At 41.8% G+C, this 25,950-nt stretch carries 28 protein-coding genes; 22 read left to right on the forward strand and 6 right to left on the reverse strand.

Annotated features, from left to right (window positions below):
* The first annotated feature begins 2 nt into the window (after nucleotides 1–2).
* Nucleotides 3–1,127, forward strand: a complete 1,125-nt coding sequence (locus tag ACFOWS_RS15520; RefSeq protein WP_379766454.1) for a DmpA family aminopeptidase — start codon at nucleotides 3–5, stop codon at nucleotides 1,125–1,127.
* Between the two features lie 5 nt (nucleotides 1,128–1,132).
* On the opposite strand, the gene ACFOWS_RS15525 is transcribed toward ACFOWS_RS15520, so the two are convergent.
* Entirely contained in the window at nucleotides 1,133–2,254 is a 1,122-nt protein-coding gene (locus tag ACFOWS_RS15525) for a DUF2891 domain-containing protein (RefSeq protein ID WP_379766457.1), read from the reverse strand.
* A 121-nt stretch (nucleotides 2,255–2,375) separates the two neighbouring features.
* On the opposite strand from ACFOWS_RS15525, the gene ACFOWS_RS15530 reads away from it, so the two are divergent.
* The 8 genes from ACFOWS_RS15530 (at nucleotide 2,376) to ACFOWS_RS15565 (ending at nucleotide 9,167) form a co-directional block, all read left to right on the forward strand.
* Nucleotides 2,376–2,816 carry a YybH family protein gene (locus ACFOWS_RS15530; protein ID WP_379766460.1) on the forward strand — a complete coding sequence of 147 codons (441 nt, stop codon included), beginning with the start codon at nucleotides 2,376–2,378 and terminating at the stop codon, nucleotides 2,814–2,816.
* A 164-nt stretch (nucleotides 2,817–2,980) separates the two neighbouring features.
* Nucleotides 2,981–3,946, forward strand: a complete 966-nt coding sequence (locus ACFOWS_RS15535; RefSeq protein WP_379766463.1) for an Ig-like domain-containing protein — start codon at nucleotides 2,981–2,983, stop codon at nucleotides 3,944–3,946.
* Nucleotides 3,947–4,028: 82 nt separating this feature from the next.
* A complete protein-coding gene (locus tag ACFOWS_RS15540) occupies nucleotides 4,029–5,165 on the forward strand; it encodes an SPFH domain-containing protein (RefSeq protein WP_379766466.1) in 1,137 nt (378 codons plus the stop codon).
* A 154-nt stretch (nucleotides 5,166–5,319) separates the two neighbouring features.
* Nucleotides 5,320–6,411, forward strand: coding sequence for a DNA helicase PriA (locus ACFOWS_RS15545; protein ID WP_379766469.1), 1,092 nt, complete (start codon nucleotides 5,320–5,322; stop codon nucleotides 6,409–6,411).
* Nucleotides 6,412–6,447: 36 nt separating this feature from the next.
* Nucleotides 6,448–7,215 (forward strand): LytR/AlgR family response regulator transcription factor, encoded by a 768-nt coding sequence (locus tag ACFOWS_RS15550; protein ID WP_379766472.1) that lies wholly within the window; start codon nucleotides 6,448–6,450, stop codon nucleotides 7,213–7,215.
* Between the two features lie 76 nt (nucleotides 7,216–7,291).
* Nucleotides 7,292–7,753 (forward strand): nuclear transport factor 2 family protein, encoded by a 462-nt coding sequence (locus ACFOWS_RS15555; protein WP_379766475.1) that lies wholly within the window; start codon nucleotides 7,292–7,294, stop codon nucleotides 7,751–7,753.
* Between the two features lie 57 nt (nucleotides 7,754–7,810).
* A complete protein-coding gene (locus tag ACFOWS_RS15560) occupies nucleotides 7,811–8,740 on the forward strand; it encodes an SMP-30/gluconolactonase/LRE family protein (protein ID WP_379766478.1) in 930 nt (309 codons plus the stop codon).
* Between the two features lie 97 nt (nucleotides 8,741–8,837).
* The gene (locus tag ACFOWS_RS15565; protein ID WP_379766481.1) at nucleotides 8,838–9,167 is read left to right on the forward strand and encodes a hypothetical protein; all 330 of its coding nucleotides are present in this window, start codon (nucleotides 8,838–8,840) and stop codon (nucleotides 9,165–9,167) included.
* Nucleotides 9,168–9,175: 8 nt separating this feature from the next.
* Here ACFOWS_RS15565 and ACFOWS_RS15570 read toward each other — a convergent pair whose 3' ends face one another.
* Entirely contained in the window at nucleotides 9,176–10,276 is a 1,101-nt protein-coding gene (locus tag ACFOWS_RS15570) for a lactonase family protein (protein WP_379766484.1), read from the reverse strand.
* 749 nt (nucleotides 10,277–11,025) lie between these two features.
* Between ACFOWS_RS15570 and ACFOWS_RS15575 the strand changes: the two genes are divergently transcribed.
* From ACFOWS_RS15575 to ACFOWS_RS15585, 3 genes are all read left to right on the forward strand, one after another.
* Nucleotides 11,026–11,358, forward strand: coding sequence for a helix-turn-helix domain-containing protein (locus ACFOWS_RS15575; protein ID WP_366586197.1), 333 nt, complete (start codon nucleotides 11,026–11,028; stop codon nucleotides 11,356–11,358).
* A gap of 77 nt (nucleotides 11,359–11,435) precedes the next feature.
* The gene (locus ACFOWS_RS15580) at nucleotides 11,436–12,596 is read left to right on the forward strand and encodes a PQQ-dependent sugar dehydrogenase (protein ID WP_379766487.1); all 1,161 of its coding nucleotides are present in this window, start codon (nucleotides 11,436–11,438) and stop codon (nucleotides 12,594–12,596) included.
* Nucleotides 12,597–13,025 (forward strand): nuclear transport factor 2 family protein, encoded by a 429-nt coding sequence (locus tag ACFOWS_RS15585; RefSeq protein ID WP_379766490.1) that lies wholly within the window; start codon nucleotides 12,597–12,599, stop codon nucleotides 13,023–13,025.
* 17 nt (nucleotides 13,026–13,042) lie between these two features.
* On the opposite strand, the gene ACFOWS_RS15590 is transcribed toward ACFOWS_RS15585, so the two are convergent.
* Together ACFOWS_RS15590 and hemH are read right to left on the reverse strand one after the other, a co-directional pair.
* The gene (locus ACFOWS_RS15590; RefSeq protein ID WP_379766493.1) at nucleotides 13,043–14,422 is read right to left on the reverse strand and encodes an MATE family efflux transporter; all 1,380 of its coding nucleotides are present in this window, start codon (nucleotides 14,420–14,422) and stop codon (nucleotides 13,043–13,045) included.
* A gap of 83 nt (nucleotides 14,423–14,505) precedes the next feature.
* Nucleotides 14,506–15,552, reverse strand: a complete 1,047-nt coding sequence (hemH, locus tag ACFOWS_RS15595) for a ferrochelatase (protein ID WP_379766496.1) — start codon at nucleotides 15,550–15,552, stop codon at nucleotides 14,506–14,508.
* Between the two features lie 151 nt (nucleotides 15,553–15,703).
* Here hemH and ACFOWS_RS15600 point away from each other — a divergent pair, with 151 nt between their 5' ends.
* Both ACFOWS_RS15600 and ACFOWS_RS15605 read left to right on the forward strand, forming a co-directional pair.
* On the forward strand, nucleotides 15,704–16,774 hold the full coding sequence (locus ACFOWS_RS15600) for a mechanosensitive ion channel family protein (RefSeq protein WP_379766500.1): 1,071 nt from the start codon (nucleotides 15,704–15,706) through the stop codon (nucleotides 16,772–16,774).
* A 31-nt stretch (nucleotides 16,775–16,805) separates the two neighbouring features.
* Nucleotides 16,806–17,615 carry an N-acetylmuramoyl-L-alanine amidase-like domain-containing protein gene (locus tag ACFOWS_RS15605; protein ID WP_379766503.1) on the forward strand — a complete coding sequence of 270 codons (810 nt, stop codon included), beginning with the start codon at nucleotides 16,806–16,808 and terminating at the stop codon, nucleotides 17,613–17,615.
* Here ACFOWS_RS15605 and ACFOWS_RS15610 read toward each other — a convergent pair.
* Nucleotides 17,601–18,362 carry a ThuA domain-containing protein gene (locus ACFOWS_RS15610; protein WP_379766506.1) on the reverse strand — a complete coding sequence of 254 codons (762 nt, stop codon included), beginning with the start codon at nucleotides 18,360–18,362 and terminating at the stop codon, nucleotides 17,601–17,603. The two genes, ACFOWS_RS15605 and ACFOWS_RS15610, sit on opposite strands and share 15 nt — an antisense overlap.
* Before the next feature lie 11 nt (nucleotides 18,363–18,373).
* Nucleotides 18,374–19,270, reverse strand: coding sequence for a helix-turn-helix domain-containing protein (locus tag ACFOWS_RS15615; RefSeq protein ID WP_366586183.1), 897 nt, complete (start codon nucleotides 19,268–19,270; stop codon nucleotides 18,374–18,376).
* A gap of 192 nt (nucleotides 19,271–19,462) precedes the next feature.
* On the opposite strand from ACFOWS_RS15615, the gene hemA reads away from it, so the two are divergent.
* The 8 genes from hemA to ACFOWS_RS15655 are packed head-to-tail and all read left to right on the forward strand — an operon-like array spanning nucleotide 19,463 to nucleotide 25,919.
* Nucleotides 19,463–20,722: a glutamyl-tRNA reductase gene (gene hemA / locus ACFOWS_RS15620; protein ID WP_379766510.1), complete on the forward strand. Its 1,260-nt coding sequence runs from the start codon at nucleotides 19,463–19,465 to the stop codon at nucleotides 20,720–20,722.
* Nucleotides 20,719–21,645, forward strand: a complete 927-nt coding sequence (gene hemC, locus ACFOWS_RS15625; protein WP_379766513.1) for a hydroxymethylbilane synthase — start codon at nucleotides 20,719–20,721, stop codon at nucleotides 21,643–21,645. The genes hemA and hemC overlap by 4 nt, the downstream gene beginning before the upstream one ends.
* A complete protein-coding gene (locus tag ACFOWS_RS15630) occupies nucleotides 21,623–22,288 on the forward strand; it encodes a uroporphyrinogen-III synthase (RefSeq protein WP_379766516.1) in 666 nt (221 codons plus the stop codon). Before hemC ends, ACFOWS_RS15630 begins: the two co-directional genes overlap by 23 nt.
* The gene (gene hemE, locus ACFOWS_RS15635; protein WP_379766519.1) at nucleotides 22,285–23,310 is read left to right on the forward strand and encodes a uroporphyrinogen decarboxylase; all 1,026 of its coding nucleotides are present in this window, start codon (nucleotides 22,285–22,287) and stop codon (nucleotides 23,308–23,310) included. Before ACFOWS_RS15630 ends, hemE begins: the two co-directional genes overlap by 4 nt.
* An 11-nt stretch (nucleotides 23,311–23,321) precedes the next feature.
* On the forward strand, nucleotides 23,322–23,798 hold the full coding sequence (locus ACFOWS_RS15640) for a DUF6973 domain-containing protein (protein WP_379767048.1): 477 nt from the start codon (nucleotides 23,322–23,324) through the stop codon (nucleotides 23,796–23,798).
* Nucleotides 23,798–24,700: an oxygen-dependent coproporphyrinogen oxidase gene (gene hemF / locus ACFOWS_RS15645; RefSeq protein WP_379767051.1), complete on the forward strand. Its 903-nt coding sequence runs from the start codon at nucleotides 23,798–23,800 to the stop codon at nucleotides 24,698–24,700. Before ACFOWS_RS15640 ends, hemF begins: the two co-directional genes overlap by 1 nt.
* 28 nt (nucleotides 24,701–24,728) lie before the next feature.
* Nucleotides 24,729–25,517 (forward strand): PhzF family phenazine biosynthesis protein, encoded by a 789-nt coding sequence (locus tag ACFOWS_RS15650; protein WP_379766522.1) that lies wholly within the window; start codon nucleotides 24,729–24,731, stop codon nucleotides 25,515–25,517.
* Nucleotides 25,518–25,553: 36 nt separating this feature from the next.
* Nucleotides 25,554–25,919 (forward strand): four helix bundle protein, encoded by a 366-nt coding sequence (locus ACFOWS_RS15655; protein WP_379766525.1) that lies wholly within the window; start codon nucleotides 25,554–25,556, stop codon nucleotides 25,917–25,919.
* Nucleotides 25,920–25,950 lie beyond the last annotated feature (31 nt).

Below are 25,950 nucleotides of genomic sequence, written 5' to 3' on the forward strand. Positions count from 1 at the left end.
CCATGAAAGCACAGCTTGTTTCCCTTTTTATACTGTTGCTATCGATGCATACAATGTCACAAAACCGACTTCGAGATCACGGTGTGGAAATAGGCGTGCTCCAACCTGGAACATTCAACGCTATTACCGACGTTCCCGGAGTTCAAGTGGGGCACACCACTCTACAAAAAGGTGATGCCATTAGAACTGGGGTTACGGCTATTTTACCCCATTCTGGAAACATTTTTCAGGAAAAAGTACCCGCTGCCATCTATGTGGGCAACGGTTTTGGAAAATTGGCTGGCTACACCCAAGTTAAGGAGTTGGGCAATTTGGAGACGCCCATTGTTTTGACCAATACCTTGAGTGTTCCCACCGCGGTAAATGCGGTCATTGGATATACCCTAAATCAATCTGGGAATGAAGAGGTGCGTTCCGTGAATGCCGTAGTGGGCGAGACCAATGATGGCTATCTCAACGATATTCGGGGGCGTCATGTTACCGAAACTGATGTACTTCAAGCCATTTCTTCAGCAACTTCTGGGGCGGTCCCCGAAGGTAATGTAGGCGCAGGCACGGGTACCATCTGTTTTGGTTTTAAAGGTGGCATTGGAACCTCATCAAGAGTACTGCCCAAAAAATCTGGTGGTTACACCGTAGGGGTCTTGGTGCAGACCAATTTTGGGGGAGTACTACAAGTGGCCGGTGTTGATGTCGGCAAACAGCTTGGACACTATTCTAATAGTTTTAGATATTCCCCAGATGGTTCCTGTATGATGGTGGTGCTTACCGACGCTCCTTTGGATTCCAGAAATTTGGAGCGCCTGGCCAAACGGGCCATGCTTGGCCTCTCCAGAACAGGCGGCATTGCCAGCAATGGTAGCGGTGATTATGTGATTGCGGTTTCCACGGCAGCAGACTGTCGAATTCCCTACGAAAGAGAAAATCCCATTCAAACCGTACCCACTTTACGTAATGAAGCTATGACCCCGCTCTTTTTGGCCACTATTGAAGCTACCGAAGAAGCCATACTCAACTCCCTTTTTGCGGCTGTAACGACTACTGGAAGGGATGGACATACCATTGACGCCCTTCCCAAAGAAAAAGTTCTTGAGATGTTGAAGGAGGCTGGGAAAATCAAAAAATAAGATTACTACTCCCCCAACGCATAAATCGCAAAAGTACCCAGCCAGTGGCCGCCCTCATAATTGTCCCCAATCAAATTGGGAAAGGAATAGGCCAAATGTTCGTGGGCTAATGGCGTTAAATGTCCATATTCCTCCGGATATTGATTCGCCAAGCCAAACAGTACCCAAGCCCGGCTAAAATTCAAGCCATCCAAGTGGACCAACTGCCCATCTTCACGATCGCCAACCAAGGCCACGGCCACATCAAAATCAGGTTGTTGCAAACTGGGCAGGAACTGTGCCATCCACTTTAAAAATTCTTCCTTGTCCAAAATGCGTCGCATTAAATCCACTTCCTCAAAACATGGGGAAAGAAAATCGGCCCCACTGGGCTCCCATCCCAACGGACAATCCGCATCATTTTGATAAAAGTCCAGCGCACGTTGCTTAATCGCTTCCTGCAAAACAGGGTTATTGAGGGTTTGGGCATAATCCCAAGCAAAAGCCAATGCAAAAGCGGTGTTGGTATGCGTCCCCACTCGAACCGGATATTGCAATTTGGGCAGATAGTCAATGAATTTTTGGGCAATTAACTCCGTTAAAGGTTGCAGGTTGCTTTCCAATTCTCTGGCCAGTGGGTCATCCCAGGTATGGAGTTCCTCGGCCAATTTTAACAACCAACCCCAACCGTAGGTGCGCTCGTAATTTTTATTGTGCTCGCCTTCAAAATAGTTAACCTCTCCAGCAATGCTCTCTGGTGTGATGTTTTCTGAAAGTATCCTTCGCATCCGTTCCGCTTCTTCCACATTTGGAAACTCCTTCAGCAATCGCACCATGGACCAGTTACCATGCACAGAGGAGTGCCAATCAAAACAACCATAAAAAGCAGGGTGAAGGGATTGGGGTTCCCCTAAATCATCCTTGCTGCCCAAAGTGTGGCCCAACTTATTGGGATATTCCTTTTGCACACATTCCAAAGGAAGGGTAGCCAAGCTATTGGCCTGTTCCAAAGTAAGGGTGATTTTTTCCGAACTGGTCGGTTGTTTCTCTACTACTTGTTCGGTTGGTTTTGATTTTTTGTTCCCTTCTCCACACGAAGTGAGGAAAAGCACAGATACTGCCAAAAAAATACGTGGTTTAAATCTCATTAAATAATCTGTTTTTATCCAATTCAAGTAGTCCAAAGTAGCAAAACCCATCCATTTTGTACCAATACACTACTGGATAAGTTCGTTTTTAATAGATTTAAAGCACCAAACCGCAGCTACTATGAAAAATGCATACTATTTGATTTTCTTGTTTTCCCTAAGTTGCTTTTCACAAACCACAACTGAGGACAAAGACAAAGCTGATATTTTAAAGGTGCTCTCTGTTCAGCAAAATGCGTGGAACGATTACGACATTGACACCTTTATGGAGACCTATTGGAAATCGGAAGAGCTTACTTTTTATGGTAGTGCTGGCGTGGTAAAGGGTTGGGAAAGCACCAAGAATCGATACAAAAAGAGTTATCCGTCCCAAGAACATTTTGGTCATCTTAAATTGACATCAAATGAGATTTCCAAGGTGTATGAGGATGCTTATATGGTTATGGGAGAATACAACCTCACGCGTACCGTAGGAGATATGCACGGTATTTTTATGCTGGTCCTAAAGCGAATTGATGGCGAATGGAAAATCATTGCGGACACTTCTTGTGAGGTAAAGTAACCCTTCGTATACCCTTATGCGGTGTCCTCCCCACAAAACAGCCCCCACACATCAGAATAGCAGACACTTACAACATTTTTGCGCCAAATAGAGTCCAGAATGGCTAGTTTTGGCATTATATGATCTTGCTAAACCCACATAAATCTATACTTGTAGTTACGTTTATGGCGTTAGTCATAGTGAATATAGGTATGGTACATGCCCAAAAATCAGCCCCAGTAGCTGTTGATGACTCCTATGAGCTCGGTATCGACTTTACACTACAAAAAAATGCGGGCAACGGACTTTTGGCCAACGACTCTGACGCCAATGGAAACGCAACAATGTCCGTACAGACCAGCCCAGTAATCGACCCTGCCAATGGATCTGTTAGCATTAATGCCGATGGAAGTTTTACGTATACACCTGATCCCGGTTATATTGGTAACGATACCTTTAGGTATCGCGTTTGCGATGACGGCACCCCGAACAACACGGTTTCACTTTTTGATTTTGACAATCCAGACCTTACCATTGCCACTATAGGTCCAGATGCTACATCGGTCAACCCGCTGGCAGCACAATTAGGGTGTGGAATTTATTTTCCCACTGGTGCAGGTGGTAGTACCGGTTTCGATATTAACGTACCCAACACAGGCGGCATTTTTAATTTTACCAGTTTTAGGGTTTTCTTTGAATATGAAGACCAAGAAGGAACTGCAGATATTGTAACAGCAGGTAATTTTAGAGTCTACCACATAACAGGCAACGAATTGGGTATACGGGTCGATGTGATTGACGGTGTTACGGGTTCACCCACAAGCTATACCACAACATTGGGAAGTTTTATTGCTGGAAACGTCCCTTATTCCATTTCTTATGATGAAGTCACAGGAAACATTACCTATACCGCGAACGGAACCACTTCTGTGATAGCATTGGCTCCGCCTAACTCTCCACTTAATACGGCCAATGCAACAGATATTCTTCTTGGGAGGTTCATGGATGGTAGTGGTTCTACTAGGCCCTCGCTCTGTAGCATGGGTTTTGTGGATAATAGCAGACTATGTGATGAAGCAGACGTTTTTCTTACCATTGGGGCAAAAGTGATTACCAATAGAAAGATCACCTATAGGGTAAATCCAAATTAATTCAACCTTTTTTAAGGTCCTCCAAAGTTTACTAAGCACATTTTTTTTTAGTTTTAAGTGGATTTAGTAAAAACACTGTACCATGGACCTATTTGGAAAAATAAAAGAAAAACTCAGCAATGAGTTTATTGACATTGTTGAGTGGCTAGACTATACGGATGACACCATTGCGCATCGATTTGAACGCTACCAAAATGAAATCAAGAACGGGGCAAAGTTGATTGTCCGGGAAGGACAGACCGCTGTATTCATCAACGAGGGGCAACTAGCCGATGTTTTTAAGCCGGGCACGTACGACCTAACCACACAAAACCTACCCATTTTAGCCACCTTAAAAGGATGGAAATATGGGTTTAACTCGCCTTTTAAGGCTGAAGTCTATTTTGTGAACACCCATTTGTTCACCGATGAAAAATGGGGTACCAAAAGTCCTATCACTTTAAGTGATGATCGCTTCGGTTTGGTAGAAATACGAGCCTTTGGCACCTATGCTTTTAAAATTTCCGATGCGGGGAAGTTCATCATCGATATTGTGGGAACCGATAGCAACTTCACCAATTTTGAAATCAACGAGCACCTAAAAAGCTTAATCGCCACGAGATTCACCAATACAGTTGGCCAAGCCAATCTGCCCATTGAACTCTATGCCGCCAATACGACTGAGCTTTCCGACACCTGTCGTGAAGTGATGGCTCCTGAATTTCAGAGCGTGGGGATTTCCTTGGAAAAATTCTACATTGAAAATGTCTCCATGCCCGAAGACCTTAAAAAGGAAATCTTCGAGTACAGTCGTATCGATAAATTGGATTTGGACAAACTCACCAAATTCAAGACCGCCAAAGCTATTGAAGCTGCCGCCCAAAATGAAGGTGGAACTGCTGGCGCTGGAATGGGAATGGGAATGGGATTTGTGTTGGCCCAGCAAATGGGCGGTATGATGAATCCGCAATCGGGAGGTGGAACCGTGCAAGGACAACCCGCAGCAGCGCAAACGCCTCCACCTATGCCCGCACCCACCCAGTATTTTTATGCGGTGAACGGCACGCAACACGGTCCCGTATCGTTTGAACAACTACAAGCTTTGTTTGCGGGCAGAACCGTCAACCGGGATAGTTTGGTCTGGAAACAAGGTATGGCGGCTTGGACCCCCTTGAAGGAAGTGGATGAATTGAAATCGTTCTTGGGTGGCAATACCCCTCCGCCATTGCCAACAGAATAAAACATTTGATATCATTTCGAAGGAGCTTGCGACTGAGAAATCTAAATCGGAAAGTTGAGATTTCTCAATCGTTGCTTCGCAACTTATTTCGAAATGAGAATTGATTCAAGAAAATGAGTGGGATTCGTCGTTTCACTCAGAATGACAAAAGCCCTTGGAAGAACAAGAAATCCAAAAGACCGAACTCAAGAAAGCCTGTGTCAACTGTGGTGCCGAACTTAAATACAAGCCCGGCACCACCAACATCAGTTGCGAATATTGCGGGCATGAGGAAACCATAAAATTGGGTGAAAAGGGGTTTGAGGAGTTAGAACTACACCCCTATCTCCAAGAGATGGGCGCACAACGGCACAGTGAGGAAATTTCAATGCTTCACTGCAAAAATTGTGGTGCCAATCAGCATGTGGAGGAAAATTATAAATCACTCCACTGTGTCTATTGTGGAATGCCCTTAATCCTAGAGGATGCCTACAAAGAAGATTGGATTTTGCCCGGTGCGGTACTTCCCTTTCAAATTGATAAGAAAGCCTCATTTGCCATTTTTAAGAAATGGGTAAATGGGTTGTGGTTTGCCCCGAATAAACTCAAAAAAGCCGCACTGGACCCGCAATTTACCAAAGGACTTTATTTACCATATTGGACTTTTGATGCGCAACTTACCGCTTCCTACACGGGTCAGCGCGGGGAGTATTATTATGAAACCAAAAGGGTTCGGGATGCGAATGGGAAAATGGTCACGCAGCGGGTTCGGAAAACCCGATGGTATCCTGCTTCTGGAAAGGTTTCTGGGTTTGTGGACGACACCTTAATAAAGGCTTCGCAGCAAAAAGCAGGACGCATTCCACAAAAAATTGCCCAGTGGAACTTAAAGCTATTGCAGCCTTTTGATAGCAGTTTTCTTTCTGGTTTTGTCACTGAAAAATATACCATCCCCCTGCAAGAGGGACACCTTCATTCCAAAGAAGTGGCACGTGATATTGCAGAACGCTGGTGTAGGCAAGACATTGGCGGAGACACCCAACGAGTGACAAGCATGGATATGCAACTCTCCGAAGAGACTTTTAAGCATATTTTGTTGCCGGTTTATGTGAGCGCCTATCGGTACCAAGGTAAGGAGTACAATTTCTTCATCAATGGTGAAAATGGGCAGATTTCGGGAACAAGGCCCTATAGTTTTTGGAAGATTTTCTTTGCGGTGCTTTTGGGATTGATTGCTATTGGAATCTTTGTTTATTTTGCTAAATAATAGGTTAATAGCTGTTTACAATCTGTATCTTTAACCATGTCCAAACCGATTTCTTTAATATCAGTGTTTGTTTTGCTCAACATGGGCATTGGTCGCATGTTCCAAGAGAGCTTGGGAATTCCGTGCTTTTCTGAGTTGAGTATTTTGGCTATTACCAGCTTTGTCTTTTGGACGGCTTCTGCCAAGCAAATTAAGGTTTGGAGCCAAAAATGGTCGTTTAACCCCCATTCCAAATCTCTGTTGATTCAAGGAGGGCTGGGACTATCGGCCTCGGCATTGAATATTATTGTGGGACAGCTATTGGTTGTTTTTTTAATGACTACTGTATTCCAGTGCACTTCGCCCAGTTTTAATGTATTGAATGCCGGACTTACAAACAACATTGCGGTGAACTTACTTTGTTACTTTTTCCTTTTGTTTCATTTTGTGGGAAACGAATCAAACTCAACAACAAGCACATCAGAAAAACCCGAACAGATAAAGGTTTCCAAAAACGGAAGGCAGTTTATCCTTCATCCAAAGGAAATTCTATATGTGGAAACGAATAATAATTGCATTGTTTTACACACCGAAAAAGGGAAGTTTGTGAAATACCAAAGTCTACTCGCTTTTCAAAAACAAGTAAGTTCCAACAATTTTGGGCGCGTTCACCGGTCCTATTTGGTAAATTCCAACTGTATTGATTCTTTCCAAAAAAACAAGAATGGGGATGGTACCCTTTATTTGAAAAATGGAGCGAAGCTAAAATTCAGTCGAACTTATTTTAAAAATTTTATAGGTTCTGATTCCGCGACTCACGACTAATTTTCCGCAACTCGCATAGCTTCATTGTTGCCAGCTGCGCTCGGCCATTATTTTTGAAATAACAAAATAAAAAACCATGAATCGTTATTTCATCATCATTGCCATTTTCACTTTGCTTTCCTGTAAAACAGAGACACAGGCCCCAGATTCCACCGCAGTTATTTCAGAACAAGACCAAGTTTTACTGCGACATCTAAAGGAAGTGGATTGGCCCAAAGCATACAGAGAACAGGACACGGTATTGCTCGATTCCATTTTGGGGGATGATTTTCAAATGATCGATGCGGATGGCAACTGGTCCAACAAAGCACAAGAATTGGCATGGATAAAGGAACACGGTAGCTCCCACGATTCCTTTTTCTTTGAAATAAAACGTTTGGACCTATTGCCCAATGGAACCGCAATGATCTGCGGTACGGGACATATTTTTAAAGATTCCACCAAAACCATTTATCAATCCAGCAATGTTGTGGTTAAACGAAATGGACAATGGAAGGCCATTGCTTCGCATGTTTCGGGAATAAAACAGGTGGAATGAAATCCTAAAAGCTAAAATTTGGCAATATTTAGTATTTTTCGCATTCAATCATCAATCATGCGGATAGTCTTTTTCTTGACCCTATTTATTTCATGTGCTAATCCTGAAAAACCCATTGAACTTCATTTCGAGAAAGATTTAATTCCCGAGGGAATTGCCATTGACCCCGTTTCAAAAAAGGTGTACCTGAACAGTTTAAAAAGTGCTAAGATTGACCGTTGCAATTTGGATGGAAGCAATGTCGAGGAGTTTTTGGCAAATCATGAACATGGGTACCTTTCCGGTTTTGGCATGACCATAAAAGGAGATACCCTATATGCACTGGGAAATGGGTTGTCCAAGGAAAATAACAGCTCCATCTTACTCTTGCTGGATATAGCTTCGCGAGAACTCATCCAATCATACACCTTGGACAATGGGAATTTTGTCTACTTGAATGACATTGCGGTAGACTCGAAGGGGGCTGTTTACATCACGGATTCTGAAAGCAGTGACATTTATACCATTAACCCCGCAACAAATCAATTGGAGGTCTTTTTTTCCCATTATGAGGTGAAACACTCCAACGGTATTTCCATTTCGGATGACGGCAAATACCTGTACTTGGCTTCGTACACCAGCGGTATCCGAATTTTGGATATTACCCGTAAAAAACTCATCAACCAACCCAATACATTCAAGGGCATTGATGGGATGAAATATTTTCAAAATAATCTAATCGCCATTATTAATGGTCGACGAGACCTTTCACTAAATGGTATTTTTAGGTTTGGATTGAACGCTAATGGGTCTGATATCATTTCTGAAAACAAAATTTCAGATTTTGAACACGCTTCAGACATCCCAACGACCTTCGCCATTTATGACGGCCATATGTACTTTGTAGCAGATTCGCAGTTGGATAATTTTAATCAGGAAAACAATACTATTATCCACCCAGACCAATTGGAGAATTATCGATTAACTCGCTTAAAAATTCCTTTATAAAGCATCTGTAATGATTCATAAAACTTCCTTTTGCTTCATTTTTTTTGGTTTGATGTGCCTATTATTTTATGCCCAGAATGAAGACCAAAACACCATCATGTCCAAAAACTATTGTACTGAAATTGGTCGCTTTGATCTCCTTATCGATAACGATGAAGTGGCTGGCGCCTATTATTTGATTCACAAAAAGGCACTCGGTGGGGTTTGGGGTCGATTGAAAGACCACGTAATGACTGGCCGCTGGCACGATGCTGACGGAAAAGGGGACATTATCATCACCTTTAACCCAGATTTTTCCTTTTTTACTGCCGATTATCGCAATGATGATGAACCCGAAAAATGGCACAAGGACTCGTGGCACGGTTCGCTCAGACCTAATGAAACTTCCTCTTTTGAAGTCAACGGAAAGACGTTTCGCTGCGAATGATTTTGATATTAGTCCAAAAACTCAAGGCAAATGGGGTTGGGCACCTCAACTTCGCTCAGATAAGTCAATGTCCCTGCTTCCACATCTCTCTTAAAGACCACGACATTGTTGCTACTTTTGTTGGCCACCAATAAAAAGTTTTCATAAGGGTCCAACGAAAAATTACGTGGCCAATCTCCGTGAACGGATTGCCTTCCCACCAAACTCAATTTCCCGGAGGTAGCATCCACGGCAAAAATGACAATGGTGTTTTCCCCTCTATTGGAACCGTACAGAAACTTTCCATCGGCTGATAAATGAATATCGGCACAGGCATTTCTTCCTTTAAAATCTGGGGCCAAGGTTTCCACTACTTGAATTTCTTGATAGGTTCCATCAGTATTTTTCTCGAACACGGATATGGTAGCATTCAATTCATTGATGACATAGAGCAGCTTCCCATCCTGGCCAAATGTAAAATGTCGTGGTCCAGCTCCATCAACAAATGACAGCGTCTCTTGTTCTCCTGGCACAAACATGCCATCCGTTAGCTGGTAGCGTTTTATGGCATCGAGACCTAAATCAGCCACAAAAAGACCTTCTTTGGTAAATTGTGCCATGTGGGCATGGGGTGTTTTGGTGGTATCCAAAACTTTATGGTCAATTATTTGGGGGGCACTCCCAAAAGACCCATCTTCATTCAACCGATATAGTGCAACACTGCCTCCTGAATAGTTGGATACGGCCAAGCGGCCATCTCCTGAAAGTGCAACATGACAAGGGCCTGGGCCCCCAGTGCCCATGCTGTTTTGTAGTTCCAACCCTTCCTTATTGATTTTAAAAGCGGAAACACCTCCTCCCAGACTATCAAAATCTGCCGTTTCCTGTACTGCGTAAAGATGCTGTTTATCCTTGGAAATGGTCAAAAAGGAAGGGTTGGGAATCTTTGCTTCCAACTTTAAGGAGTCCAACTCTCCAGTTTCGGCATTAAATTGAAGTGAGTAGATGCCTTCGCTGTCTCCTTGGGTATAGGTTCCTATAAATATGGTGTGCATCTTCATTTTTTGGGAATCATCCGAACAAGCCATAAAGAATATGGCAACTAACAGAAGAAATATAAGGTTCTTCATTGATTTGTACATTAATTTTTTAAAACATCGAAAGTAACGTAATGTCATCAACTTTTTATCTTTATAATGTGAAAAATGATGTTTTATTACTTGTGCTTTGTAGTTTGGGAATTGCCCAAGGCCTCTTTTTGTGTGTGTATTTAATCACTTTGAAAAAGGGCAACCGTCTTGCACACCGATTCTTGGTGTTAGTGATATTAGGTTTGACAATCCGCATCGGAAAATCCATTTTAAATGTTTATTTGAACTTAGATTCCTGGCAGAGAAATCTTGGCATAGCCGGGATTCTAATTGTTGGTCCAAGCATATGGCTTTATGGCAAAATATTATTTTATAAACTAAAAAAACTCCCTATTTCGCTCTATCTACATTTTTTACCTTACCTCTTGTTTGTCATTTTCAGCGGTTACATTCCAAATCAAGGGGATACGCTATCACTTTTAGTTTATAGTGCAGTTTTTGGCCATCTTTTAGTCTATTTGGTTCTATCAATTTTTGTGCTGATTAAGAACAAGCAAGGCACACAACAAAAAATTTTCCAATGGTACCGTAACTTGATTTTCTGTATTGGTTTAATTTGGATTTTTTATGTTGGAAATGTTGCGGGGCTAATACCATTTTATATTGGTGGTGCACTTTTTTTTACTGTTTTGGTGTATATGCTCTCGTATTTCTTTTTACACAATCAAACATTTTCATTAGAAAAGTACCAAGGCTCTTCCATTGATAATACATCATCAAAAAGTCTGATGAAGTCAGTCACAAGTCTTTTTGAAAACTCGGAAATATACCTGAATCCAAAATTGACCTTAAGTGAAGTGGCCCAATCATTGGACACCTCACCCAGAATCCTCTCGCAAGTGGTCAATGAAAACAAAGCGATGAATTTCTCAGAGTTCGTAAATTATTATCGGATAGAAAAAGCTAAAGAACTCTTGATTTCACCAGTAGGGAAAAATGAAAAAATTGTTTCCATTGCCTACGATTCCGGTTTTGGCAATATAACCTCCTTCAATTTGGCCTTTAAATCGCTAACAGGTCTTACCCCTTCAAAGTATAGAGTATTGCACAGTTCTTTTTAAAGAAATTCATTTTAAAAATCATGATTCTTAAAGTTATAAAGAAATGAATCTTAGTTCTTTGGAGTAAATTTTATTCCATGCGATATCTACTCTTGCTCTTTGCTTTGCCCATCATTGGATGCAAATACACGGAGAACCCCCAAACAGCTTTAAAACAGGTCATTCCCAAAAAACAGATTGTTTTGGAGGGATTGAACCATCCATGGAGCATGGCATTTCTAACAAATACAACGGTTTTGGTCACTGAGAAAGACGGAAGCTTAGTAAAGGCCAACCTTGCAACCAAAGAGAAACAGATCATTAAAGGTTTTCCAGCGGACTTAACAGACAGCATTCGCGCAATCCATTTTGGAGACAATTCTGGAATCTTTGAAGTACTACTCGACCCGAATTTTACGGACTCTCCATGGGTTTATCTTTCATATACCGCCAAAAAAGACGGTTTGGGTACGACTACAAAGGTAGTTCGGGCCAAGATTAAAAACGATTCTCTTTACCAGCATGAAACTCTTCTCTTGGCGGAACCCTATACCAGAGAATATTTTCATTATGGGGGCGGTATGACCTTTGGCGCAGATGGAAAGCTTTATATCACTATTGGTGAACGTCTTTTTTGGGAAAGGGACGAGCCCGAAATTCCCATTTCCCAGGATTTGCGGGACAAACGTGGGAAAATTTTTCGCATTAATCCCAATGGGAGCATTCCGGACGATAATCCAAATTTTGGGCCCAGTGCAGTGCCCGGCATCTATGCTCTAGGAATACGAAATGCCCAAGGTATAACCGTACAACCGGGAACGAGTAATATTTGGTTTAGTGAACATGGCACAATTTTGGGCGATGAAATAAACATACTCAAAGCAGGTGCTAACTACGGATGGCCCAATGAAACCACTGGGAGGCTGCGAAGTGCTGACTATACACCTCCAAAATTGGAGGGCACCCAGTTTACTCCCCCAGCTTGGTTTTGGCACCAAACCGTGGCTCCCACAGGTCTCTGTTTTTATACTGGTGATGAATTTTTGCATTGGAATAACAACTTATTTGTTCCTGGTCTTTCACGTGGAAGTCTGTGGCGGTTTACCATTGATGGCGATACCATTAAAAGTGCTGAAGAACTGTTCCTTGATGAAAGGGTAAGGTTAAGAAAAGTAGTTCAAAGTCCAGATGGAAAGCTATTCCTGCTCACAGACGAGGACAACGGAAAAATTATTCAAATAATCCCACAATCGAAATAAATGAAAAAAATACTATTGCCTTTGGCATTATTCATTTCATATATTGGTTTTTCACAATCGGAAGAAGCTTCTATCCGAACAACCTTAAACCAATACTTAGAAGGTTCATCTTATAACAATACGGAAATGATAGAGAAAGCATTCTATAAGGAAGCTGAACTATTCTTATCTAAAGAAGGTCAGGAAATATGGGTGTTAAGTCCAAAAGAATACGCAGCCTTATTCGAAAACAGAACTAAAGGGGAGTTCAACGGAAGGGAAACATCTATTTTGGATATTGATATCAACCATACTATTGCCTCGGCGAAAGCTGAGATTAGGATTGAATCCCAAAATATGAGATTCATAGATATTTTCCTTTTAAAAAAACTATCTGGAAAATGGAAAATCATCAGTAAAGCGGCTACCCTACTACCTGATGAAAAATAGTTGAGGTCATACTTAACTCATCGACGAAGATATTTGTCTATTTCCTTTTTCAGGAAAACCCCCGTTACTACCGTGGAAAGGGTATCTGCAATAGGAAAAGATATCCACACCCCGGTCTCTTCCCAAAAATGAGGCAAAATCAGAATCAAAGGGATAAAAAAGAAACCTTGTCGAGTTAAGGTAAGCAATAGCGCTGGAATGGCCTTTCCAACGGCCTGAAAATACGCTGCCCCAATCAACTGCAAAGCAATAATAGGTGTGGCGGCAAAGACCAATCGCATAGCAAAAGGGGCATGTTGTAGGACAAAGGCATTTGTTGCCAGTTCCTTTTCGGAAAGCTCGGGTCTGTTGCTTAAAAATAAGGATGCTATCTCGCCGGGAAATACCATAAGTACCACAAATACCAAAGTAGCTACCAGAGCAGCATATTTTATGGCCGTGTAGATAGATTCCTTCACCCGGTCATATTTTTCCGCTCCGTAATTAAACCCAGCAATGGGTAAGAATCCTTGGGTCACGCCAAAAACTGGGAACAGGGCAAACATCAACATTCTACCAATAATGGCATAAACAGCTACCATGGCCTCACCTCCCAAATTGAAGAGAATATTGTTCATAAGCAGGTAGGTGATACTGGTCACTGCCTGTCGCGCCAAGGTCACAAAACCAAGCGAGCCTATTTCTCTTAAAATGGGCATGTCCAATCCAAAATGGGGCAGGCTTATCTTTAATTCGGAGTTATTGGAGAGAAAGAAGTACAGGATATATACAAAGCACAATAAATACCCTACCGTTGTGGCCCACGCAGCCCCGTGCATTCCCCAATCGAACACATAAATAAAAATATAATCCATGAGTAGATTGCCCACTGAGGGGATGATCATGGCAATCATGGCGAACTTAGGCTTTCCCTCGGCCCGGATGACGGTATTACCCATCATGCAGAGCGCCAAAAAGGGAACTCCATACAGAATTATCGTGTAATAGATTTTTGCAGGGTCAAAGATAGCGCCCTTACCTCCAAAAGCCGGAATAAGTGAATCTACGTAGTAGAGTCCCAAGGCCACCATGGAAATCGTAACAATAAGGGTAAGCGTTATCTGGTTGCCAAATGTTTTTAGGGCCTTGTCTTTATTGTTGGCCCCCAGAGCCCTAGAGATGATGCTGGAACCCCCAATACCGATGGCCATTCCCAAAGCAGCAATAAAAAATGACACTGGGAGTACCACGTTTATGGCAGCAATGGCGATGGAGCCTATCCAATTTCCAACGAAAATGGAATCCACCAGAACATTGAGGGACATTACTAGGATACCAATCGAAGCCGGAACGGCCTGTTTGATGAGCAATTTTCCAATGGGTTCTACCCCAAGTTCTTCAGAGGTTACTTTGGCCATGCCAATGTTTGTACTTTGAAAGTGAAATTTATAGGCAGTGTGGTTTCTCCACAACTACAATACCTTTATTGAATTTGTTTTCGCTATTGGACCTTAGTTTCTGGAAGCACTTCTTTTTCTTGCCATTCGTTGATCCATGTGCCCATTAATTCGGCCCAATCATCCCTATCATTTAAACAGGCAATATGCTTATATTCTTCACCGCCTGCTTCTTGAAATTGATGCTTTCCCTCCATGGCTATTTCCTCCAAGGTCTCCAAACAATCGCTTACAAAAGCTGGGGTGATCACCACCAATCGTTTTTTGCCTTCTTGGGCCAAGCGTTCAAATTCTTTATCGGTAAACGGTTGCAGCCAGGGGTCGCTTCCCAATCGGGATTGGAAGGATGAACTGATTTTGGTTTCATCTAAATCCAAGGCTTTCTTTATCAATTCCGTTGTATCCAAACATTGGTGTTTATAACAGGTGTGGTGCGCCACGGAGTTGGTTTTGCAACATTGCCCATCTATTTTACAGTGGAATTTGGTCGGATCCGACTTTTTAATGTGCCGCTCCGGAATTCCATGATAGGAAAACAAGATATGGTCGTATTCAAAACCTTTTAATCCTTCAGCGATACTTTTTGACAACACCTTTACATAATCCGGGTTACTATAAAATGCCGGCAAGGTGGTCAACTGCATCTCAGGAAAATCCTCTTGCTGCACTTCCATCGCCTTTACCACAACCGTTTCGTAGGACGACATGGCGTAGTGAGGATATAAGGGCACCAACAATACCTCATCCACCCCTTGCTCCTTTAATTCTTGAAGGGCATTTTTAATGGACATGGAGCCATAACGCATTCCCAAAGCAATGGGGAGACTGGTGTGTTGGCGAACTTTATCCATAAATCGTTCAGAAATGACAATAAGTGGAGAACCTTCATCCCACCATATTTTGGAATAGGCTTCTGCCGAACGTTTGGGACGTGTGTTTAGAATGATTCCCCGTACGATGATATTTCGGAGAATGGGATTCACGTCAATAACACGCTCATCCATCAAAAATTCATCTAAATACGGCTTTACATCTTTTGGGGTGGGGCTATCTGGCGAGCCCAGATTGACCAATAAAACTCCTTTTGGCACAGCTTTTTGTTTTAGTTTTCAAAAATACAACTTGGTACCGACTTTGCATTTCCCCTTCCAAAATACTTTCTTATAGGTTAATAATGAAATTCAATCCAGAAATGAAGGCGTCAATTCCGCCCTACTCGCTTTTCTCCCTTATTTTTGTGATATGGATTCATTTTACGAGAACGTTTCAAAAGAATCATTGATATACCTTGGGGTTACCCTTTTCTGCTTGATATTCTTGTATTGGGCCGCCTCGGTACTGTTGAAACGATTGGGCAAGAATCCCAAATATCTTTTGCCTTCAGGGTCTTTCCGAAAATTGGCATTCCCACTGATCCTGATTTTCGTATCTGTCATCCTTCGGATGAAATCCCTGCGAGATCTATTGAATTTGGAGGATTCTGGTTTTTGGTTTAGAAAAGCAAGCACCCTATTGTTCATCCTTGCCATGACCTGGCTTGTAATTGCTCTACTAAAGATTGTTAAAAAAGCGGTTATCAGAAATTATGATGTTGGGGAATCCGACAATTTAAAGGCCAGAAAAATTTATACCCAATTCACCATCTTGGAACGTATTGTCATTTTCATCGTCATTATTTTGGCAGCAGGGCTGGCGCTGATGAGCTTTGAAGAAATTCGGGAAGTGGGCATAAGTGTTTTTGCTTCAGCTGGTGTTGCGGGTATTATTATTGGGTTTTCAGCCCAAAAACTTATTGGTACCATCTTGGCCGGTATACAAATTGCCATTGCCCAGCCTATAAAGCTAGACGATGTTGTTATTGTAGAAGGGGAATGGGGCCGTATTGAAGAGATTACATTGACATATGTGGTGGTGGCCATTTGGGACAAACGACGATTGATTGTGCCTACGCCCTATTTTATTGAAAAACCTTTCCAAAACTGGACCAAGACTTCCTCGGATATTCTCGGCACCGTGTTTCTATATGTGGATTATAAAGTTCCATTTGATAAGTTGCGCGAGGAACTGACCCGGGTTTTGAACAGTACTGATTTGTGGGATGGAAAGGTGGATGTGCTTCAAGTTACAGATTCCAAGCCTAATTTTGTTGAAGTTAGGGCCTTGATGAGCGCCAAGGATTCATCCACTGCTTGGGACTTGCGGGTCCATGTCCGTGAAAAATTGATTGTGTACCTTCAAGAAAATTATCCTGAAAGTATTGCCAGAACCCGAGTACTTTTGCAGCAACCTGATACGTATGAAAATGAATCTTAGAATACTTTGCCTTTTTCTACTTGTTGGCTCGATGGCATATAGTCAACAAATTACATGTTCGCCAAAGGACAAGTCCTTATTCGAGTCTAAAATTGATGCGTTGCAAGAGGTAAAAGCGTCCAAATTGGGTGACACCCTTGCATTGATTGGCAAGTCGTTTATGGGCATTCCCTATGTCGAAAAAACATTGGAAATTGGCGAAATAGAAACTTTGGTGGTGAACTTTAGCGGGTTGGATTGCACTACTTTTGTGGAAAATGTATTGGTTTTTGGGTCTATGCTCAAACAAGACCAACGTTCTTTTGAAGACTTTGTCAAAAATTTAGAAACCATTCGGTATAGAGACGGTGAGATAAACGGCTACCCTTCTCGTTTACATTATTTTACGGATTGGATTCGAAATAATCAGAAGAAGGGCTTGGTCAAAGATATCACCTCGGAATTGGGAGGTGTAGCACTTAATAAGCCCATCAATTTTATGGGAACACATCGGTCATTGTATCCGTTTTTGGCGAATGAAGCCAATTTTGAGGCTATGCTTCGAGTGGAAAAGGAGCTGGCTGAGGAAGAACTTTGTTATTTGCCCAAAGACCAGATAGAAAGCAAAGAACAGTTCATCCAGTCCGGTGACATTATTGCTTTGGCCACTTCCATTAAAGGGTTGGATGTAACACACACCGGTATTGCCATACATCAACCTAACGGCAGATTGCATCTGCTCCACGCATCGAGCAAAAATGGTGAAGTGGAAATTTCTGAATTACCTCTTGCAGATTATCTAAAAGGGATTAAAAGCAACATTGGAATCATTGTGGCGAGACCCACATTACTTTCGTTTTAGACACCATTCAATACCCCCTAAAAGGTGCTGCCTAAATAGTGGCTCATCAAACGATTCATCCGTGTGGCCTCCTCCCGTATAAAAAGATCGACCTCCATCAAACTCATGGTACCAAGCAATTGGATGATTTTCGCCATTGGTCCCACCCTCATAACTGGTTTCATCCAAGTTCATCAATACGGTAACGTTCTGATTCAAGTTCTTAAAGTTGTACCACTCATCACTGCGGGACCATACATCAGGCAAATGTGAGGTTGACGGGTGTGATTTGTTCAACACATGGATTTTTGCACTGCGCACATTAGGGTTGTTTGGGTGGTTTGTAAAATAGCCGCCCACCAGTTTTCCATACCAAGGCCAATCAAACTCCGTATCTGAAGCGGCATGGATTCCTAAAAAGGCGCCTCCATTTTTAATGTAACTTTCAAAAGCTTTTTGTTGGTTGTCATTTAAAACATCAAGTGTAGTACTCAGAAAAACCACCAGTTTATAATTGGCCAAGTTTTGCGGTGTAAAATCTTCCGAAGACTCAGTTTGCAAGGCAATGAACCCATTTTTTCGACCTAATTCCCGTAAGGTCTTCACGCCTTTTTCAATGGATTGATGACGATATCCACTGGTTTTAGTGAAAACCATCACCAATTCGGGCATTTTTGCATTTTCTGCACCTTCAGTATTGGGTTTATCTTGACTCCATGTAGTTGTTACAAAACATACAGCTAAAAAGGATGATAAGAGTAATTTCATTATTGTGATTTTTATGCGTTTGAAGTTAAATATTTTTTTGGCGTGGTGCCGTATTTCTTTTTAAAAGAAGTTATAAAATGGCTTGCAGTACTGTAGCCCACCTTTAAACCAACTTCATTCACATTGTGTTTTCCCGTTTCCAACATCTTTCGGGCATATTCCATTTTATAATCGAACAAAAAGCCGTAAACCGAGTCCCCATAAATCTGTTTGAAACCTTCCTTTAACTTTTTCAAACTTAATCCTATTTCCGTGGACAACTCAGCTAGGGTAGGTGGCTCTGCCATTCTGGAAATCATGATTTCCTTGGCCATTTTTATACGGCGGACATTGTCTTCATCGGCCAAAAAGGGACATTGCTCCAAATCAGCTTCTTCAGTTTTATTGAAATAGAGAGATATGAGTTCGTACACCTTTCCCTTAATGTAAAGCTTCTTAATGGAAGGATGTAGGTTGTAGTTCATTAATTGACTCAATACCACCGCGATGGCCGGGGAAACCACTTCTTGGGAATAATATTTCTTTTCCTTGTTCTCCCCACTTAAAAATGGAATGTAATCCGCCTCATTGGAAAATAGGGAATGGAACTTACGAATGGTCATCACCACCGATAGCAACCAAGAATTTGGCGAAACGGTCAAGTCAAGCGGCAAATCTTTTTGGGTATTGTAGAGCAACAGAGAATTTTCTTCCGTTACTTCAAGTTGGTAATGCCCTTCATTAAAATTGAACAAGGATTTCCCCTTCAAACAAAAGTGGAATTGGATGAAGGAACTGTCAATATCTCGTTCAATCATTTGAAAATCTTTGGTATCGTTCTGAATTTTAAGGATATAAAACCCATCTTCCACCAAAATCTCATCATAGGACCCTTTAGCGATATTTTCAATGGCCATATTTGATTTCATATCATGGAGTTTTCAATTTAGAATGACTCTAAATTATGCTTACAAACATCAAATTTATCAATAAAAATAGTGTTTTAGCCCGTTTTGGCTAAAATTTGGGACGAAAATTATTCTGTTGGTTATTTATAGTTCCGCTAGCGTTATTTTTTATTGGATAACACCCCTATTTTTGTGCTGCGATTTTAATCCTTTATGAGGAATTACAACATTTCCAAACATAATTCCTTCTATGCCATTGGGCTGAGCTACAAGAAGGCTGATGCGGAGGTACGGGGAAAGTTCAGTCTGGATGTTCCTGCCATAGACCACATTTTGGTGAAGGCAAAGGAACTCGGGATTGATGGTCTCTTGGCCATATCTACCTGTAACCGTACAGAGCTTTACGGTTTTGCACAACATCCTTATCAGCTTATCAAACTGCTTTGCGACCAAACTCTGGGCACTGTTGAAGAGTTTCAAGAAGTGGCCTATGTATACAAAAACCATGAGGCCATTTCGCATATGTTTCGGGTTGGTACTGGATTGGATAGCCAGATTTTGGGGGATTTTGAAATCATTAGCCAAATCAAGCAGGGATTTTATAGGTCACGCAAGTTGGGGATGGCCAATCCATTTTTAGAGCGCTTGTGCAATTCCGTCATCCAAGCCAGTAAACGTATAAAAAATGAAACGGAGTTGTCGTCCGGCGCCACATCGGTTGCCTTTGCCTCCGTAAAATATATTTTGGACAATGTTCCTGATATCTCCGAAAAGAATATTTTGCTCTTTGGAACTGGGAAAATTGGAAGGAACACCTGTGAAAACCTCATTAAACATTCCAACAACTCCCACATCACCCTTATCAACCGCACCCGTGAAAAAGCCGAGGATGTGGCCGGAAAGTTTCATTTGACCGTTAAGGATTATGGGGATCTTCAGACCGAAATACGGAAAGCCGATATTTTGGTAGTGGCCACAGGCGCCCAATTACCTACAGTTTCCAAAGCATTGATCTATCCTAAAAAACCACTATTGATTTTAGATCTTTCCGTTCCCAAAAATGTATCGGATGATGTGCTGGAACTTGAAAACATTTCTTTGGTACATTTAGATCAGCTATCCCAAATCACGGATGATGCCCTTGCCAAGAGAAAAGAGTATATTCCCAAAGCAGAAGTTATTATTGATCAGGTGAAAAAGGATTTTCTAAAATGGTTGGAGACCCGAAAATTTGCGCCGGTAATCAATGCGCTCAAGGAGAAACTGAAAACCATGAAGGCCGAAGAAATTGACTTTCATTCCAAAAAAATAAACGACTTCAACCAAGACCAGGCCGAGATGATATCTGAGCGAATCATCCAAAAAATCACCAAACAATTCGCCAACCACCTTAAACGATCCGAGGTAGATACCGAAGATAGTCTGGACCTTATCCAAAGAGTCTTTGAACTGGAAATAGATTCGAGGAAATGAGTAAAATCATAAAAATTGGCACCCGCGATAGTGAACTGGCACTGTGGCAAGCTACCACCGTGCAGGAAAAGCTCGAATCTTTAGGGTTTGACACCACTCTGGTCCCAATAAAGTCCACTGGCGATGAAGTTCTGGACAAACCCCTTTACGAACTTGGAATAACTGGAATTTTCACCAAAACGTTGGACATTGCCCTTCTAAAAGGCCAGATTGACATCGCCGTTCATTCCATGAAAGATGTGCCCACGCAATTGCCCAAAGGCATTGTACAGGTAGCCGTTTTGGAACGTGCCATTTCAAACGATATTTTGGTGCATAAAGGTGCTGGATTTCTGGAATCCAATGCCCCAGCTACCATTGCCACAGGAAGTCTGCGGCGAAAAGCACAGTGGCTTCACAAATATCCGAGTCATAATGTGGTGGACCTACGGGGGAATGTCAACACTCGGCTCATAAAATTAATTGAAAACGATTGGCAAGGTGCCATTTTTGCACAAGCAGGATTGGAGCGCATAAAATTGTTGCCAAAGGATGCTGTGGTTTTGGACTGGATGATTCCCGCACCAGCCCAAGGTGCCATGGTGGTGGTAGCACAAAACAATGATGATTTTTCCATAAAAGCCCTTAAAAAACTCAATGACGCCAATTCTGAATTGGCCACTACCATTGAGCGAGAATTTCTACGCACTTTGGAAGGGGGATGTACTGCACCCATTGGAGCGTTGGCGCAATTTGAAGACCAAGCGGTACATTTTGAGGGTGTTCTGTTTTCTTTGGACGGCAAACAACGTCTTGGGATAAAGAAGAGTGTTCCCATTAAAGAAGCAGAGGGATTGGGAAGTAAATGCGCCAAAGAAATATTGAGCCAGGGAGGAGATAAATTGATGCAAGAAATCCGAAATGAAAACAGTGCTCTCCACTAAAATATTGACTCCTTCCCAAAAAGAACTGTTCCTGAATTCCGGGTTGGGCTTGGTTGAATACAATGCCCTGAAAATAGAATTTCTAGATGTTGAAATTCCTTTACGCTGCAAAAACTATATTTTTACGAGCAAAAACGCTGTAAAAGGTTTTTTGCAACAGGCCCAGGGTTCAGATTACTCCGATTGTCAGACGTTTTGTGTTGGTGAAAAGACCAAACGCTTTTTGGAGGAAAACGGGCTAAAAGTGATAAAAGTAGCTGATAATTCTGCCGATTTGGCCCATTTTATAGCGAAAAACCATCAAAATGAGGAATTTTTATTTGTTTGTGGAAACCTGAGACGAGAAGAGTTGCCACAGATTCTTTCAGAAAATAACGTTCAGTATAAAGAGATTGAGGCCTACCGAATACATCTAAACACAAAACGTTTTAATCGCGAGTTTGATGGAATTCTTTTCTTCAGCCCCAGTGGGGTACGGAGCTATGTTCAGGACAATCAAATTGATGGAGAATCCATTTTCTGTATTGGTGAAACCACAGCTGCGGAAGCAGCTAAATATTCAAAACAAATTATAGTGGCCAACAGACCTACCGTGGAAAATGTGTTGGTACAGGCCATAAACCATTTCAAAAACAAAGTATGATCAAAAACGATTTGTTCCTAAGAGCGTTAAAAGGTGAAATTGTTGATCGTCCTCCGGTTTGGATGATGCGTCAAGCGGGTCGTTACCTTCCAGAGTTTATGGAACTGCGTAAAAAATACGATTTCTTTACCCGATGCCAGACACCAGAATTGGCTTCGGAAATCACAGTTCAACCTATCCGACGCTACGGAATGGATGCCGCCATTTTATTTTCTGATATTTTGGTCATTCCACAGGCCATGGACATCGAGGTGCAGATGAAACCCAACTTTGGGCCTTATTTGCCAAATCCCATTCGTTCAAAAGAAGATTTGGACAAGGTAATTGTTCCTGATATTCAGGATACCTTGGGTTACGTTATGGATGCCATCAGCATGACCAAGAAAAAATTGGCGGATGAGATTCCATTGATTGGTTTTGCCGGTTCACCATGGACCATTCTCTGCTATTGTGTGGAAGGGCAGGGCAGCAAAAGTTTCGACAAGGCTCGCGGATTCTGTTTTACCCAACCGAAAGCTGCTCATGCGCTGCTCCAAAAAATAACGGATACGACCATCGCATATCTTAAAGCCAAGGTCAAAGCTGGGGTAAACGCTGTTCAAGTCTTCGATTCTTGGGGAGGAATGCTATCGCCAGAAGATTATCAAGAATTTTCATGGAAGTACATTCAACAGATTGTGGACGCCTTAAAAGAGGAAGCACCTGTAATTGTCTTTGGAAAGGGCTGTTGGTTCGCACTTGGCAAAATGGCAGAATCTGGAGCCTCGGCAGTGGGTGTTGATTGGACTTGTTCTGCTAAAAATGCTAGATATTTAACAGGTGGTAGAATTACCTTGCAAGGCAATTTTGATCCTGCTCGCTTACTGTCCCCTCCAGAAAAGATTAAGGAAATGGTGACGCAAATGATTCGTGATTTTGGCAAGGATAGATACGTGGCAAATCTGGGTCATGGTATCTTGCCCCACATTCCTGTGGAGAATGCCAAGGCCTTTATCGATGCAGTAAAAGAGTATTCGGAGTGAATCCAATATCAGTGTTAAAACGGGTAAGTTTTAAAAATATACTGAAAGTTATATTTATTGGGTTTCAATTTCCGCTATTTGTACTACCAACCTTAAAGGCTACCAAAGATTGCATGAAGACTTCCACAGAACTATATGGCCGACTACATTACAAAAACGGCCCTGCCAATGCCTTTAGGCATGCATTCTGGAACTATTTGATTGCGAAAAGATGTTTTAAATGGCGTAAAAACGAAGCAGTTGTTTTGAACTGGGCCGAAAAAATTACAGATTGGCATGAAAATGCTTTTCCAAACAAACCATTGGCCAAAAAAATGGATTTGCACAACAACGCCGTGGGGAGAACTATTTTTAAAACACATTTTGAGCAAACCGAAGCCAATGTAATCGAGATGTTAAGAAAAATGGCATTGGATTCCATTCCAGTGCATTCATCTTCAGATTTCGCAGATTTTGAAAATCAACTTGTTCACATAACCGAAGCATGATGAAGGATAAATTTTACGCATATATTGAACAACTTCAGGACACCATTACCTCAAAATTGGAAGAGGTGGACGGTTCCGCCAAATTCCAACAGGATATTTGGGAGCGCCCTGAGGGCGGCGGAGGACGAACCCGGGTTATTGCAAATGGTGCCGTTTTTGAAAAAGGTGGCGTAAATATTTCAAAAGTATTTGGAGAACTTCCGGAAAGTATGCAAAAATACTTCGGTGTCTCCGATGCCAATTTTTTTGCCTGTGGCCTTAGTTTGGTCCTTCATCCCAAAAACCCAATGGCACCTACCGTACATGCCAATTGGCGTTATTTTGAGATGTACAATAAAGATGGGGAAATCGTTGATCAGTGGTTTGGGGGTGGACAGGATCTCACTCCTTATTATTTGTTCGATGAGGATGCAACGCATTTTCATACAGTTAGTAAAACCGTCTGTGATGCCCATAACCCAGAATTTTATTCAGCCTATAAAAAGAAATGTGATGAATATTTTTGGAATTCACACCGCAACGAAGCTCGTGGAATAGGCGGGTTGTTCTTTGATTATTGCAAAGCAAGCGATACCATGCAAATGGAAGATTGGTACAATTTTGTAACAGACGTAGGTGACAGTTTTTTGGGAGCCTATGTGCCCATCATTCAAAAAAGAAAGAACCTCTCTTTTACTAAAGAGCAACGGGATTGGCAGGAAATTCGTAGAGGACGCTACGTGGAATTCAATTTGGTACATGATAAAGGCACCTTGTTCGGGCTTAGGACCAATGGCCGAATTGAAAGTATTTTGATGAGCTTGCCACCTCACGTGCAATGGCGGTACAACCATCATCCAGATAAAGGAAGTCAAGAAGAAAAACTCATTGAAGTATTACAAAAGCCCAAAAATTGGGTTTAATCCGTAGCTTTGTTAAAGTTGCAAACCTATGAAACAGAAAATTTATCAAATCGACGCATTTACAGATCAGTTGTTTGGTGGCAACCCTGCAGCAGTATGCATACTGGATACTTGGCTGGAAAATGAGTTGATGCAAAAAATTGCAGAAGAAAACAATTTGGCCGAAACAGCTTTCGCCGTTCAAAAGGGAGAAACTTATGAATTGCGCTGGTTTACTCCTGAAATTGAGGTGGATTTGTGCGGTCATGCGACATTAGCCACTGCCTTTGTGCTTTTTAACTACTATGGAGTAGCAGAAAATACCATTCAGTTTTATTCTCCGAGAAGTGGCGAGCTTACCGTTAAAAAAGGTGCTAATGGTTGGATGACCTTGGATTTTCCCACCGATCCCATAGTTGCCATCCGAAATATCACAGAATTGGACAACGCCATTGGCCTTACTCCAACGCAAACATTAAAGGGAAAAACGGATTATGTTATGGTCTACAACTCCCAACAAGAAGTTGAAGCCATATCTCCTAACTTTCACTTATTGAATCAGTTGGATTGCAGGGGAGTAATCGCGACCGCTCCTGGTGATGAAGTTGATTTTGTTTCTCGCTTTTTTGCTCCAAAGTGTGGTATTCCTGAAGACCCTGTTACCGGCTCCGCTCATACTTCCTTATCTCCCTATTGGTCCAAAGTGCTTAAAAAAAACAAAATGACCGCCAAACAACTTTCCAAACGACGAGGTGATTTGGTCTGTGAATATTTAGGTGATCGTGTAAAGATTTCGGGCAAAGCTGTTCCCTATCTCATTGGTGAAATAGATATATGATATTAGCTATAAGTACCAAGCAATAAACTCTAAGCTATGGGAAACTATAAAAATTATAAGGTCTGGGAAAAATCCCATCAACTAGTGCTAAAGGTTTATAGCTTGACTAAGGTTTTTCCAAAATCGGAACAGTATAATCTTACCTCTCAAATGAACAGGGCCAGCGTTTCCATCCCTACAAATATTGCAGAAGGATGTGGGCGAGAAACTCAAAAGGAATTTATTAGATTTTTATATATCGCTTCAGGTTCTGCTCACGAATTGGATTATCTTATGCTATTGGCTTCCGACTTGGGTTATATTGAATCGGAAATATCAAAAAACATTATTTCAGAAATAGATGAAGTCAAGAAAATGCTTGCTTCATTAATCAATACCATAAAAACATCACTTAAAACTTAAATCATCAGCTTAAAGCTTATGGCTTATCACT

It is taken from the genome of Flagellimonas marina, from assembly GCF_042651185.1.
In the GTDB taxonomy this organism is placed as follows: domain Bacteria; phylum Bacteroidota; class Bacteroidia; order Flavobacteriales; family Flavobacteriaceae; genus Flagellimonas; species Flagellimonas marina.